This window comes from Roseomonas sp. E05, from assembly GCF_030063475.1.
Taxonomy (GTDB): domain Bacteria; phylum Pseudomonadota; class Alphaproteobacteria; order Acetobacterales; family Acetobacteraceae; genus Pseudoroseomonas.
In genome coordinates this window covers 74,389-88,545 of the sequence record NZ_JASIRT010000009.1, presented here as the reverse complement: position 1 = coordinate 88,545, position 14,157 = coordinate 74,389, and the positions used below count along the sequence as shown (strand labels likewise).

Here is a 14,157-nt window from a genome sequence, read left to right as displayed (position 1 = left end):
CGCACGCCGGAAGCTCGGGAGGCTTCGCCTCCCGGACCCACCGCCAGGAATCCCGGGGCATCTGGATCTTCCATTTGCCGAAACTGATCGCGGGGTCCGGGGTGGCCGTTGCCACCCCGGCGGAGGGTCTGGGAGGCAGCGCCTCCCAGCGCGCAACTCACTTCTCTGGCTTGATGGTATCGACGAAGGTGAAGGAGTCAGCGCGCGGCGTCAGCGTCAGGTCGCGGCGCAGGCCCCAGATCGCCTTGGTGAAATAGACCGGCACCACCGGCGCGTCACCGATCGCGAGATGCGTCGCCTCGCGTACCAGCGCGGCGCGCTTCGCCTCATCGGACTCGACCATCGCGGACTCGATCATGGCGTCCAGCTTCGGGCTCGAATAACCGGTGTAGTTGTTGCCGCCACGGCCGCGGTCGCGGTCCTGGGTCTGCACCAGCGAGGTGAGCGCCGAGGTTGCCAGGCCGTTCGGCGCGCCGTAGCCGAGCATGAAGGCCGCCACGTCCGGCCGTCCGTCCGCCCCGGCCGAGCGGCGGCGGAACAGGATGGAGATCGGCACCGTCTCCACCTGCGTCTTGATGCCCACGGCGCCCAGCATCTGCCCCAGCGCCTGGCAAACCCGCGCATCGCCGGGGTAGCGGTCGTTCGAGCAAGCCAGGGTGATGTTGAAGCCCTTGGGATAGCCGGCCTCCGCCAGCAGCGCGCGTGCCTTCGCGGGATCATAGGGCAGCGGCTTCAGCGCGGGATCGTGGTTGTCGAGCCCCGGCGCCATGAACTGCCCGGCCGGCTCCGCCGCGCCCTCCATCGCGCGATCGGCGATGGCGGCACGGTTGATGGCGTAGCTCAGCGCATGCCGCACCCGGATGTCCTGGAACGGGTTCTTCGGCAGCGGCTTGCCGTCGGCGTCCGTCACGTATGGCGACTGCTCCCGCCCCATCTCAAGCTGCAGGTAGAGCATCATGATGGCGGTGGTGGAGAGCAGATGCGCGTTGCTCGAGGCCTCGATGCGCTGCGTCAGCCCCGGCGGCACGGCGTCGATCACGTCGAGGTCGCCGGCCAGCAGCGACGCGACGCGCGCGCTGTCGTTCGGCACGAAGCGGAACTCCACCTTCTCCCAATGCGGCTTCGCGCCCCAGTAGTCCGGGTTGCGCGTCAGCGTCACGCCCTGGCCCGGCGTCCACTCGCTCCAGCGATAGGGGCCGGTGCCAATGGCCGCCTTGCCGCGGAAATCCTCCGGCGTGGCGTCCTTGGTGGCGCGGGCGGAGACGATGCCGAAGGTGGCGACGCTGAAGGGCAACTGCGGCGAGGGTGCGCGCGTGCGCAGGATGACGGTGCGCGGCCCTTCCGCCTCCACCGAGACGATCTCGCGGATGTCGGACTTGTAGGTCTGTGGCACCTCGGTCGCCATGTTGCGGGCGATGGTCGCCGCGACGTCCTCCGGCGTCAGCGGCGAGCCGTCATGGAACTTGACGCCCTCGCGCAGGGTGAACTCCCAGGTGGTGGGGTCGCGCATTCGCCAGGCCACCGCCAGCCCGGCCACCGGCTTCAGCGTGGCATCCTGCAGCAGCAGTGGCTCATAGATCTGCAGCGTGATGTTGCGGTTGGGCGAATAGGAGCTGGCGGGGTCCGCGGTGTCGAGCGCGGCGCGCACACCGATCCGCAGGTCCTGCGCCCTGGCTGCGCCCTGGTTTGCCAGGCCGGCGGCGAATGCGGCGATGACGGCAGCCATCGCACGAAAGGAGATCCGTTCCATGCGCGAAAGACAACCATGCACTCTCTCCCGCCACAAGCCAGCGCGGCGGCGAAAGCCCCTCACATGACAGCAAAGCAATGAGTTTCTGCCGGGTGCATGCTGCCCCCCCCGGCAGGGCGGGCGGCTCAGCTCCGCGAGGGTGTATAGCCCAGCCGGACCGATATCATCTCCGCATGGGCAATGACCAGCCGGGCGAGTTCCTCCACCCGGCTGTGGGGAATGCGGCGGCAGGGGCCGCTGACGCTGATGCCGGCGAAGACCTTGCCGGCGGAATTGCGGATCGGCGCGGCAACGCAACGCAGGTCCGGCTCGTGCTCGCAATCATCGACGGCATAGCCGCGGGCGCGGATCTTCGCCAGCTCGGCCCGCAACAGATCAGGCTCCACCAGGGTGTGCGCGGTGAAGCGCGTCAGGCCCTGGCGCAGGATGCGCTCGATGACGATCTCATCCTGGAAGGCCAGGGCCGCCTTCCCCACGCCCGTGCTGTACGCCGGGCTCGCTTCCATCGTGACGAGAGCGTTGTTGGTGCGGGCGCTGCGCTCGGAGCGCTCGACGAAGACCATCTCATTGCCGTCGAACACGCAGAGATGCACGACCTCGCCGCTCAGCTTGGCGAGGGTATCCACGAAGGGGGGCGCCTCGCGGTAGAGCGGCAGGTTCCGTAGAGCCGTATTGCCGAGCTGGAACAGCTTGATGCCGAGGCGGTAGCGCTCGCGGCTGGCCTCCTGCTCGATCAGCCCCACGCTGCGCAGGCTGTCCACGATGCGGTGGACGGTGGTCCGCGGCATGCCGGTGCGGCGCGCGATCTCGACCACGGACAGCTCACGGTCCACGGCGGAGAAGCACTCCAGGACCTCAAGCATCTTGAACAGGGATTTCACGCTCGGGCGGCCAGCATCGCCTCCCGGCAGCGGCGTGGATGTCCTCAGGTCATCGGGCATGATGGGAGTGGCGTAGGCGGGTGCCGCGCCGGGTGCAAGCCAAAAACGCACCCGGCACGGACCCGCTCTCCGGTCTCCCGGAAGCGGTCACTCCGCCGCCGCGCGGATCCCGCTCGGCTCAAGCTCCAGCAGGTGGCGCAGCGCCGGCTCGATGGCCGCCTTCTGCTTCGCGCTGGCGGGCGGCATCGGCGCGCGCGGCAGGCCGACGGGGCAGCCCTGCAGCCCCAGCGCGTATTTCACGCAGGCCGGCAGGTTGTCGCCGACGATGGTGTTCCAGAAGCGCAGCATGCGCGTGTGGATCTCCATCGCCGCCGCATGGTCGCCGCGCTGCACGGCATCCCACAGCGCCACGCAGACACCCGGGACTGCCGCCGGATTGGCCGCGATGGTGCCGGGCGAGCCGAGGGCGAAGGAGGGATAGAGCAGCGCATCAACCGCCGAGAAGACCAGCTTGCCCTCGGGCACATCGAGCAGCAGGTCGGCCATCAGCTTCATGTCGCCCTGGCTCTGCTTGACGCCGATGACGCCCGGGATCTCGCGCATGATGCGGATGAGCTGCGCGGGGCTCAGATAGTTCCAGGGGATGACGTTGTAGATGATGACCGGCTGCTTGACGGCCTCGGTCAGCGTCTTGAAGTGGTTGTAGGTCGCTTCCTCATCCGGCTTGAAGAGATAGTGCACCGGGGTGATCTGCAGCGCATCGATCGGCAGGTGCTCGACGTCGCGCGCGCGCAGGATGGCCTCGCGCGTGCTGTTGGCGATGATGCCGGCAACGAGCGGAACCTGCCCGTCGGTCTCCTCCGCCGCGGCGGTCATCAGCATCTTGAACTCGTCGCGCGTGAGGGTGTGGCCCTCACCGGTGCTGCCGCCCACGCAGATGCCATGGACACCCTTGCCCAGGAAGAAGCGCACCTGCGCGCGGTAGGCGGCTTCATCGATTTCGCCGTTCGCATCGAAGGGGGTGGTCATGGGCGGGATGATGCCCATCAGCTTGCGTTGCATGGTTTCCTCCAAGCGGGTCCCGGCCTCATCACCACTGACTGTCCGGATAACGGACATGGTTCGGTATTTCCACAAGATGGTCAATGCCCGTTTTGGCAGCCTTGTCGTAAATCGTCTGGAAGTCCCGGAGGGAACAGCATCTCTCTGATGGGCGCAGGAATGCGATTGACAGGAGGTTCGGTTCCCGCCCAACGTAATGTCCGGAATACGGACATATGAATCCGGCACCCGATGAAACTCGATGCGCCCCGCCGCCGCCAGCGGAGGAGGGCGCCGGAAATAAGGAGGGAACAGGATGTCAGCCAATATCGGTACGGCGGCGGAGCCCGTCGCATCGGTCCGACACGCCAGCAGCAGCGACATGCGCAAGGTCGCGTTCGCCAGCGCCATCGGCAATACCATCGAGTATTACGACTTCACCCTGTACGCCACCGCCACCGCGCTGGTCTTCAACAAGATCTTCTTCCCCAGCTTCGATCCGCTGGTCGGCTCACTGGCCGCCTTCGCCACCTTCTTCGTCGGATATTGCGCGCGGCCGCTGGGCGGCATCCTCTTCGGCCATTTCGGTGACCGCGCCGGTCGCAAGACCGCGCTGCTGATGACCATGCTCATCATGGGAATCGGCACCTTCCTGATCGGCCTCGTGCCTTCCTATGACAGCATCGGCGTGCTGGCGCCGATCGCGCTGGTGGTGCTCCGAATGGCGCAGGGCATCGGCATCGGCGGCGAATATGGCGGCGGCATGGTCATGACGGTGGAGCATGCGCCACCCGAGCGACGGGGCTTCTTCAGCGCCCTTGTGCATGTCGGCGTCCCGGCCGGCTTCCTGATCCCGATCGTGCTGCTCGGCGTGCTCTCGACGCAGATGGAGGAGGCGCAGTTCCTCTCCTGGGGCTGGCGCCTGCCCTTCCTGTTCAGCATCGTGCTCGTCGGCACCGGCCTGTTCATCCGCTTCCAGATCTCGGAAACGCCCGCCTTCCAGCGCGTGCTGCGCGAAGGCCAGGCGGCGAGCCTGCCGGTGGTCGAGGCGGTGCGCGACCACCGCCGCAACGTGCTCCTGGGCATCGGCGCCAAGGTCGCAGAGAGCGGGCTGTTCAACATCTACGCCGTCTTCGCCATCACCTACTGCGTCAGCCGGCTCGGCCTGCCGCGGCAGGAGATCCTGAACGGCGTGCTGGTCGGCTGCGCGCTGGAATGCCTCACCCTGCCCTTCTTCGGTGCCCTTTCCGACCGCATCGGGCGCCGCGCGGTCTATCTCGGCGGCATGGCGTTCCAGGCGCTGCTGGCGCTGGTCTTCTTCACAATGCTCGACAGCGGCCACACCGGCATGGTCTGGCTTGCCATCGCACTGGGCCTGGCGCTGGGCCATGGTTCGGTCTTCGGCGCGCAGGGTGCCTTCTTCTCGGAGCTGTTCCCCGCCCGCATCCGCTACAGCGGCCTTTCCCTGGTGCAGCAGATCGGCCCGATCCTCGGCGGCGGCCTCTCCCCGCTCATCGCCACGGCGCTGCTGGCTGAGCAGGGCAGCACGGCAATGATCGCCGCCTACATGGCCGCCATGGCGCTTTTCTCCGGCGCCTGCGCCCTGGCTCTGCGCCCGGCTCGCAGCGCCTGACAGCGGAGGGTGGGGCGCTTACCGGCGCCCTGCCTCCCCCGCCCGAGAGAACCGCACCCCAGGAAGCCCCATGCCCAGGCACGTCACAGGCCGCCCCGACGCTGCGGCGCCGCCGCCGGATCTGCGCCGCCTTCTCGGCAAGTGCGCCACGGCGGCATCTGCATGCGCCCCTCCCATACAGGCGGCCTGCTGGACCTCTGCCTGCAGGCGCTGCGCGGAAGGACTGGCCTGCCGGGCAGGCGGCCGGGCGTCCCGCCTTGGCGGAAGCCGCCTGGGCGAGCACGGTATCGGCCTGCACAAGCTGGACCTCATCGCGCTGGAGCACGGCGAGGGCCTGGCGCTGATGTGGGCCGTGAAGCGGGCGCTGGACCCGCGCGGCATCATGAACCCGGGGAAGCTGCTGAAGCCGCTCGCCGGGTGGTGATGAAGGAAAGACAAATGAAGAAGCTGGTCAATGATCCGCGCGGCGTGGTGCGGGAGATGCTGGAGGGCCTGGTGGACCTCGCCCCCGGCCAGGCGCTGCTGGCGGAGGAGGATGTGGTGGTGCGCGCCGGCCTGCCGGCCGCCCCGGCGGCGCGCGGCGTCGCCGTGCTCTCCGGTGGCGGCAGCGGGCATGAGCCGGCGCATGCGGGCTATGTCGGCGAGGGCATGCTGGCGGGGGCCATCTCCGGGGATGTCTTCACCTCCCCGAGTGTCGATGCCGTGCTGGCCGGCATCCGCGCCGTGGCCGGGCCGCGCGGCGCCCTGCTGGTGGTGAAGAACTATACCGGCGACCGGTTGAACTTCGGCCTCGCCGCCGAGCTGGCGCGCGCCGAGGGCATCCCGACCGAACTCGTCGTGGTGGCCGATGACGTGGCCCTGCGAGACACGGTGCCGCCCGAGCGGCGACGTGGCATCGCCGGGACGGTGCTGGTGCACAAGGTGGCGGGCGCCGCCGCCGCGGCCGGCCTGCCGCTGGAGCAGGTGGCGGCCGAGGCGCGCGCTGCCGCCGCGGCGATGGGCACCATGGGCGTGGCGCTCGGCGCCTGCACCGTGCCGGCCGCCGGCCGCCCCGGCTTCCTGCTCGGCGACGACGAGGTGGAGCTCGGCCTCGGCATCCATGGCGAGCAGGGCGTCCGCCGGGTGAACCTGCGCCCTGCCGACGCGCTGGTGGACGAGATGCTCGCCACCATCGCCGAGGATCGCACCCTGCGCGGCGGCGACCGCGTCGCGCTGCTGGTGAACGGGCTGGGTGGCACGCCGCCGATGGAGCTGGCCATCGTGGCGCGCCGGGCCCTGGCAGGCCTGCGCGAGCGCGGCCTGGCGGTGGAACGCGTCTGGAGCGGCAACCTGCTGACGGCGCTGGAAATGCCCGGCGTCTCCCTGACGGTGCTGACGCTGGACGATGCCCGCCTGGCCCGGCTGGACGCGCCCACGGATGCGCCGGCCTGGCCGGGCAGCGGGCGCATCGGTGCGGCGCGGCAGAGCCTGCGCGTCCCCGCCCCGCCCAACGAGGCCATGGCGGCCCGGCCCGCCACCCCGGCCGGCCAGGCGGTGAAGCATGCGGCGCTGGCCGCCGCCGCCGCGCTGGAGGCGCAGGAGGCACGGCTGACCGAGCTGGACAGCGCGGCGGGCGACGGCGACCTCGGCATCAGCATGGCGCGCGGCGCCGGCGCCCTGCGGGCGCTGCCGGAGGCCGCCTGGACCGACCCGGCAACCGCCCTGACGCGGATGGGCGAGGCGCTGCGCCGCGCCATCGCCGGCAGTTCGGGCCCCTTCTACGCCACGGCGCTGCTGCGCGCCGCGCGCAGCCTGCCGGAGGGCACCCCTTCGGCGGCGGACTGGTCGCACGCCTTCGCCGCGGCGGTGGACGCCATCTCGGAACTGGGCGGCGCCCGTCCCGGGGACCGCACGATGGTGGACGCGCTGCGCCCGGCGGCGGAGGCCTTCGCCAAGGGCCTCGCCGAGGGGCTTCCGCCGGCCGAGGCCTGGGCCGGCGCCGCGCACGCCGCGCAGGCCGGGGCCGAGGCGACGGCCGGGATGCACCCCCGCCTGGGCCGCGCCGCCTATCTCGGCGGCCGCAGCCTCGGCATCCCGGACGGCGGCGCCGTGGCGGCCGCGATCTGGCTGGAAGCCCTCACCCCGAGGCCAGCCAGCGCCTAACCCCTTCACGCCGCACCGGCGCGGGGGCGCATGACACAGGACAGGAGGAAACGAACCATGAAAGACAAGACCCCCGCCGGAACCCCGCGACCGGGCCGCCGCGCCGCCCTTGTGGCGGCCGCCGGCACGCTCGCGCTGCCCTGGCTCGCGCGGCGTGCCGCCGCCGACGCCCCCGCCTGGCCGGAGCGAATGGTGCGCATCATCGTGCCCTTCGCGCCGGGCGGCGGGGTGGACGTGGTCTGCCGCCCTCTGGCCCAGCGGCTTTCCGCCATGCTGGGCCAGTCCTTCGTGGTGGAGAACCGGCCCGGCGCCGGCGGCAATCTGGGCATGGAGTACACCGCCACGCAGGCGGCCGACGGCTACACGCTGCTGCACGCCAATTCCGGCATGCTGACCACCAACCCCACCCTCTACCCCAGTCTGCGGATCAATCCGCTGAAGGACCTGACGCCGATCGGCCAGGTCACGACCGACTACCTGCTGCTGCTGGCCCCCGCGAACCTGCCGGCGAGGACGCTGGGCGACGTGCTGGAGATGGCGCGCACCCGGCCGGGCGAGGTCTATTACGGCTCCGGCGGGGCGGGCGGCGTGACGCATCTGGGCTTCGAGCTGCTGGCCCGGCAGGCTGGCGTGCAACTGACCCATGTGCCCTATCGCGGCGCGGCGCCGGCCATGACGGATCTCATCAGCGGCCGCATTCAGCTGATGCTGGACACGCCCGGCTTCGCCAAGCCCTATCTCGATGCGGGCCAGGTCAAGATGCTGGCCACCGCGGCGCCGACCCGCGCCCCCTCCCTGCCCGACCTGCCGACTTTCGCCGAGGCCGGCCTGCCGGGCGCGGCGACGGAAAGCTGGCAGGCCTTCGTGGCACCGGGCGGAATGGACCCGGCCCTGGCGCGGCGGATCTCCGTCGCACTGCGGCAGGCACTCGAATCACCGGAGCTGCAATCCTTCTACGCCGCCAGCAACTTCTTCCCGACCTATGCGGCACCGGAGCCCATGCACGCCCGGATGATGAAGGAAACCGCGCAATGGGCGAGTGTGATCAGGGAGGCGAAGATCGTGCTGGAGTGACGGCGGCCGAGGTTGTGCCGCAAAATGCGGCGCAGCCCCGCGCTCGCTTGCCGGACCGACTCGGCGGGGCCGTGGATTCGCCCCGCCCATGGCCGCGGAGCCGGAGCCCGCGCCGGAAGCTCAGAGGGCGGCCTTGCCCCCGGCGCTGTCGCGCGCCGGAACGATGATCCAGATGGCGGCCGCCTCCATTGCATAGGGATTGTCCACACGATGCGGCTGCAGGCCGGAAAACCGGAAGCTGTCACCCGCCTCCAGTTCCAGCGGCGCCCCATCCAGCCAGAGTTGAAGCCGCCCCTCCAGCACCACGCCCGCCTTCTCACCTTCGTGCTGGGCGAGATCCCCGCCCGAGGAGCCGCCCGGGGCGATGCGGAACTCCCACATGTCCAGCAGGCCAGCCCCTGGCGGCATCAGGAAGGCCTTGGTGACGCCACGGTTGTTCAGGTTCATCACCCGCCGGCTGGCACGGCGGACCACATAGGCCGCGGCCCCGGCGCCGCCCCTCTCCCCGTTCTCGAAGAACTGGCCGACCGGAACCTCCAGAGCCGCGGCCAGCACGCGCAGGGAGCGCAGCGAGGGGGTGGAGAGCCCGCGTTCAATCTGGCTGATCATGCCGGTGGAAAGGCCGCACCGGCTGGACAGTTCCTGGATGGACCAGCCACGCTGGCTGCGCAGCAGCCGGGCCATGGCTCCGATCCTCTGGTCGAAGGCGCGATCCGCCGCCATGGCGGATGGCTCCTCCTCGGTCGCTGCCCGGCGCCGCAATATGGTGCCGCTCTCACGCATGCGATGGCTCTTCCTCAGTTTTTTCCTCATTGGCAGGTCTGGTTGTCCGGCGGCAAGAGATCTTCACCTGGAGTGAAGAGCCGAAATCGGATTGACAGGTTCTTTCAACAGGAGTGAAGCTTCCCATCGAGTTCATCACCTGAAGTGAATACCTCCTGAAGACCGGAAGCGCGGCGGCCGCGGCTTTCCCCTCCGGAGGCCCATGAAAGAGGCGGATATCGGCATGGATGGAGATCGCGGCGCGGTGCTGGACTGCGAGATCGGCATCGATATCGGCGGCACCTTCACCGACATCGTCTGCCGCGGCGCCGATGGCCGCATCCGCCTGATGAAGGTGCCCTCCACGCGCGGCAATCCGAGCCGCGCCGTGCTGGCCGCGCTGGAGCGCGCGCGCACCGACTGGAACCTGCCGCCGCAGGCCGTGCGCCGCCTGGCGCATGGCACCACCGTCGCCACCAACGCGGTGCTGGAGCGCAAGGGCGCACGCATCGGCCTCATCACCACCGAAGGCTTCCGCGACGTGCTGGAGATCGGCCGCCAGAAGCGCGCCGAGATGTACGACTTGGTGCTGCGCCCGCAGACGCCGGTCTTCCTCGCGCCCGGCGCCTTCCGCAAGGAGGTGCGCGAGCGGCTGGACGCCGAGGGCCACGTCGTCACGCCGCTCGACGAGGACAGCGTGCGGCGAGCGGCGGACGAGCTGGTGGCGCAGGGGGCCGAGGCAATCGCCGTCTGCCTGCTCTTCTCCTTCCGCAACCCGGCGCATGAGCGGCGCGTGGCGGAGTTGATCGCCGAGCGGCAGCCGGGCCTGCCGGTCTCGCTCTCCTGCGAGGTGGACCCGGCCTTCCGCGAATACGAGCGCAGCTGCGTCACCGCCTTCGACAGCTACGTGAAGCCGGTTGTCGCCAACTACCTGGCGGATATGGAGCAGGGCCTTGCCTCGGCCGGCGTGCCGGCGCCGATGCAGGTGATGCAGTCGCGCGGCGGGCTGATGTCCTCGGCCATCGCGCGGCAGCGGCCGGTGCGGCTCTTCCTCTCGGGCCCCGCCGCCGGGGTGGTCGGCGGCCTGGAGATCGGCCGCATGGCCGGGCTGCGCGACCTGATCACCGTGGATATCGGCGGCACCTCCTGCGACATCGCGCTGATCGCCGAGGGCGAACCGCTGATCCGCGCCGAGGGCTATATCGACGGCTATACCGTGCGGGTGCCGATGGTGGATGTCACCGCCATCGGCTCGGGCGGCGGTAGCCTGGCCTGGCTGGACGGCGCCGGCACGCTGCGCGTCGGGCCGGAATCCGCCGGCTCGGAGCCCGGCCCCGCCTGCTACGGGCGCGGCGGCGAGCGGCCGACGGTGACCGATGCCTCGGTGGCCCTGGGCTACATCGACCCGCAGCGCTTCGCCGGCGGCACCATCGGCCTGCGCCCCGAGCTTGCGGTGGAGGCGATCCGCCGGCACGCCGCGGAGCCGCTGGGCCTTTCGGTCGAGCAGGCGGCGCTCGGCATCCATCGTGTTGTGAACGCGCAGATGGCGGAGGCGATCCGCCTCGTCTCCATCGGTCGCGGGATCGACCCGCGCGGCTTCGCGCTGCTGCCGCTTGGCGGCGGCGGGCCGATGCATGCCACGGCCCTGGCCGAGGAGCTGGGCGTCACCACCATCATCGTGCCGCCGCATCCGGGCGTGCTGGCCGCCGCCGGCGCGCTGGGCGCCCCGGTGGAGCACGAGGTCTCGCTCTCCGTGCCGATGCCGCTGGACGAAGCCGCCCTGGCGACGCTGCGCCCCGCGCTGGACGAGCTGGAGGCACGCAGCGGCGCGTTGATGGCCCAGGAAGGCGTGGCGCCGGAAGCGGTGGAGACGCGGCACTTCCTCGACCTCTGCTACACCGGCCAGTCCTACCACCTGGAAGTGCCCTTCGACCCTGCCGCTCCGGACGCCATCGCGCGCGCCTATCGCGACTTCCTCGCCGTGCATGACCGCGTCTATGGCCACAGCACGGAAAACCCAGCGCGCGTCGTCAACCTGCGCGTCGTCAAGCGCGCCGCGGCGGGCGTTGCGGCGGGCGGGGCGAGCTGGGCGTCCTCCGAGGAGGGGCCGCGCCGGCGCGCCATCTGGGTGCGGCATTCCGATACGCCGGTGGAGGCCGAGATCTGGCCGCGCGCGGCGCTGCGCCCCGGCCTGCGCGTCTCCGGCCCCGCCATCGTGGAGCAGCAGGACACCACCACCCTGGTCGAGCCCGGCTGGAGCCTGCGCGTAGGCCCCGAGGGCGTGTTGCTGATCGAGAAGGAGAGCGCGGCATGAGCCTGGACCCGATCACCGTCGAGGTTGTCCGCCACAAGCTGGACGGCATCGCCAACGAGATGCAGTCCACCCTGCTGCGCAGTTCCTTCTCGCCCATCGTGAAGGAAGGCCTGGACGCCTCGGCCGGGCTGTTCACGGCGGAAGGCGTGACCCTCTCCCAGGCCTGCGCCATCCCGATCCACCTCGCCACGCTGATCCCGATGGTGCGCAAGGTGATCGAGACCTTTCCCGTCGCCGAGATGCGCGCGGGCGACACCTTCCTGCTGAACGATCCCTACGAGGGCGGCACCCATCTGCCCGACATCGCCCTGATCCAGCCGATCCTGGTGGAAGGGCGGCTGATTGCCTTCAGCGCGGCGCTGACGCACCACCAGGACATGGGCGGCATGATCGCCGGCTCGGTTCCCACCAATTCCACCGAGATCTACCAGGAAGGCCTGCGCCTGCCGCCGCTGCGCTACCGCGAGGATGGCCGCGTCAACGAGACGCTGGTGCGCATCCTGCGCAGCAATGTCCGCATCCCCGACACGGTGATGGGCGACGTCAACGCGCAGATGGCGGCCTGCTCGGTCGGCGCGCGCCGGCTCGCGGCGCTGGCCGGGCGCTACGGCGCGGAGCATCTCACCGCCATCTTCGCCGACCTGCTCGACCGCTCCGAGATCATGACGCGCCAGGCCCTGGCCCGCATCCCGGAAGGCACCTACCGTGCCGTGGACTGGCTGGACAATGACGGCGTGGACCTCGACCGGCCGATCCGGCTGGAAGTGGCGGTGACGCTGCGTGACCGCGCCATCCATCTCGACTTCACCGGCACCAGCCCGCAGGTGCGTGGCCCGCTGAACTGCGTGCCGTCCGGTACGCTGGCCGCCGCCTGCTTCGCCATCCGCGCGCTGACGGATTCCTCGATCCCCACCAATGGCGGCTGCTTCCGGCCGATCAGCCTGCACATCCCCGAAGGCACCATCCTGAACCCGCGCGAGCCGGCGGCGGTGAATGCGCGCACCGCCACCATCAAACGGGTCGCCGGCATGATCCTGGCCGCCTTCGCCGAGGTGATGCCGGAGCGCGTGCCCGCCGCCTCGGCCGGGGAGATGGTGATGCTGACCTTCGGCGGCCAGCGCGGGGATGGCAGCCAATTCGTCACCGGCGACCAGATCGCCGGCGGCAGCGGCGCCGCGCGCGGCAGCGACGGCGTGGACGTGATCGAGACGGACGCCACCAACGGCATGAACCTGCCGGCGGAAGCCATGGAGATGGAGACGCCGATCCGCCTGAACCGCGTCACGCTGCGCCCCGGCTCGGGTGGCGCCGGCACCTGGCGCGGCGGCCTCGGCACCATCCGCGAATACGAGGTGCTGGGCGAGGACGTGGCCGTCAGCTATCGCGGCGAGCGGCATTTCAGCGCCGCCCGTGGTGTCGCCGGCGGCGCGGACGGCGCCATGGCACGCGGCACCATCCTGCGCGCCGATGGCAGCACCGAGGTGATCCGCTCCAAGATCGTCACGCGCATGCGGCGCGGCGACCGCATCCTGGTGGAGACGGCGGGCGGCGCCGGCTATGGCCCGCCGGCGGAGCGGGATGCGGCGGCGGGCGAGGCCGACCGGCGCAACGGCAAGACCACCGTCTGAATGACGCGCGCGCTCACCGAGGAGACGGCGGCGGTGCCCCGCATGCAGCAGCCGGCGGCCGGTGCCGCCCCGCGCCGCCGCTGGCGCGCCCTGCGCCAGGTCCTGGCACCGGTCCTGCTGCTGCTGCCCGGCGCCGTTCTGCTGGCGCTGGTGCTGGTCTGGCCCTTCCTGACCATGCTCGGCATCTCCTTCACCGACCGCTACCCGAACGGCGCGGCGCTGACGCTCGACAAGTACCGCGACGTCCTGGGCGACCCCTACTTCCTGCGCATCATCCTCCGCACCTTCGGCCTGGGCCTGGTGGTGACGGCGATCACGGCGCTGCTGGGCTATCCTGTCGCCTGGTATCTGGCGCGCAGCCGCTCGCGCTGGAAGCATCTCGTCTTCCTCGGCGTCATCGCGCCATTGCTGGTCAGCATCGTGGTGCGGACCATGGGCTGGACCATCCTGCTCGGCAACGAGGGGCTGGTGAACAGCGCACTGATGGCGCTCGGCCTGACCGACACGCCGCTGCCGCTGATGCAGAGCTTCTGGAGCGTCGTGCTGGGCATGGTGCACATCCTGCTGCCCTTCATGGTGCTTTCCATCGCCACGGTGCTCGGCAAGATCGACCCCTCGCTCAGCGAGGCCGCCGCGCTGCTCGGCGCCCATCCCGTGCGGAATTTTCTGCGCGTCACCCTGCCGCTCTCGGCGCAGGGCGTCGCCGCCGGCTCGGTCGTGGTCTTCTGCCTGAGCATCGGCGCCTACATCACGCCGCTCTGGCTCGGCCGCGGGCAGGTGACGGTGCTGGCCATCAGCATCCACGAGCAGATGGTGGTGCTGGTGGACTGGCCGACCGGGGCCGCCGCCTCGATGGTGCTGACCATCGGCACCTTCGTCATCCTGGCCCTCTACGGGCTGGCTTTCGCGCGCCATGCCCGGCGCTAGGGAGA

The 14,157-nt window shown here is 70.7% G+C and carries 11 protein-coding genes; 7 read left to right on the top strand and 4 right to left on the bottom strand.

What is annotated here, in order from left to right:
- Positions 1 to 157: 157 nt before the first annotated feature.
- From QMO56_RS11710 to QMO56_RS11700, 3 genes are all read right to left on the bottom strand, one after another.
- Positions 158 to 1,726 carry an ABC transporter substrate-binding protein gene (locus tag QMO56_RS11710; protein ID WP_283525908.1) on the bottom strand — a complete coding sequence of 523 codons (1,569 nt, stop codon included), beginning with the start codon at positions 1,724 to 1,726 and terminating at the stop codon, positions 158 to 160.
- A 149-nt stretch (positions 1,727 to 1,875) separates the two neighbouring features.
- Positions 1,876 to 2,613 (bottom strand): IclR family transcriptional regulator, encoded by a 738-nt coding sequence (locus QMO56_RS11705; RefSeq protein WP_283525906.1) that lies wholly within the window; start codon positions 2,611 to 2,613, stop codon positions 1,876 to 1,878.
- A gap of 165 nt (positions 2,614 to 2,778) precedes the next feature.
- Positions 2,779 to 3,693, bottom strand: coding sequence for a dihydrodipicolinate synthase family protein (locus tag QMO56_RS11700; RefSeq protein ID WP_283525904.1), 915 nt, complete (start codon positions 3,691 to 3,693; stop codon positions 2,779 to 2,781).
- 361 nt (positions 3,694 to 4,054) lie between these two features.
- Here QMO56_RS11700 and QMO56_RS11695 point away from each other — a divergent pair, with 361 nt between their 5' ends.
- The 4 genes from QMO56_RS11695 (at position 4,055) to QMO56_RS11680 (ending at position 8,521) form a co-directional block, all read left to right on the top strand.
- Positions 4,055 to 5,305, top strand: coding sequence for an MFS transporter (locus QMO56_RS11695; protein WP_283525903.1), 1,251 nt, complete (start codon positions 4,055 to 4,057; stop codon positions 5,303 to 5,305).
- Between the two features lie 70 nt (positions 5,306 to 5,375).
- Positions 5,376 to 5,729 carry an FAD-binding oxidoreductase gene (locus QMO56_RS11690; RefSeq protein ID WP_283525901.1) on the top strand — a complete coding sequence of 118 codons (354 nt, stop codon included), beginning with the start codon at positions 5,376 to 5,378 and terminating at the stop codon, positions 5,727 to 5,729.
- A 14-nt stretch (positions 5,730 to 5,743) separates the two neighbouring features.
- On the top strand, positions 5,744 to 7,447 hold the full coding sequence (locus QMO56_RS11685; protein ID WP_283525899.1) for a dihydroxyacetone kinase family protein: 1,704 nt from the start codon (positions 5,744 to 5,746) through the stop codon (positions 7,445 to 7,447).
- Between the two features lie 57 nt (positions 7,448 to 7,504).
- Entirely contained in the window at positions 7,505 to 8,521 is a 1,017-nt protein-coding gene (locus QMO56_RS11680) for a tripartite tricarboxylate transporter substrate binding protein (protein WP_283525897.1), read from the top strand.
- 120 nt (positions 8,522 to 8,641) lie between these two features.
- Here QMO56_RS11680 and QMO56_RS11675 read toward each other — a convergent pair whose 3' ends face one another.
- A complete protein-coding gene (locus QMO56_RS11675) occupies positions 8,642 to 9,304 on the bottom strand; it encodes a helix-turn-helix domain-containing protein (RefSeq protein WP_283525895.1) in 663 nt (220 codons plus the stop codon).
- A gap of 202 nt (positions 9,305 to 9,506) precedes the next feature.
- Between QMO56_RS11675 and QMO56_RS11670 the strand changes: the two genes are divergently transcribed.
- From QMO56_RS11670 to QMO56_RS11660, 3 genes are read left to right on the top strand one after another with little or no spacing between them, the layout of a single operon-like run.
- Positions 9,507 to 11,597 (top strand): hydantoinase/oxoprolinase family protein, encoded by a 2,091-nt coding sequence (locus tag QMO56_RS11670; protein ID WP_283525894.1) that lies wholly within the window; start codon positions 9,507 to 9,509, stop codon positions 11,595 to 11,597.
- A complete protein-coding gene (locus QMO56_RS11665; protein ID WP_283525893.1) occupies positions 11,594 to 13,225 on the top strand; it encodes a hydantoinase B/oxoprolinase family protein in 1,632 nt (543 codons plus the stop codon). The genes QMO56_RS11670 and QMO56_RS11665 overlap by 4 nt, the downstream gene beginning before the upstream one ends.
- A complete protein-coding gene (locus QMO56_RS11660; RefSeq protein ID WP_283525892.1) occupies positions 13,226 to 14,152 on the top strand; it encodes an ABC transporter permease in 927 nt (308 codons plus the stop codon). It abuts the gene before it with no gap.
- The last annotated feature ends 5 nt before the right edge of the window (positions 14,153 to 14,157 follow it).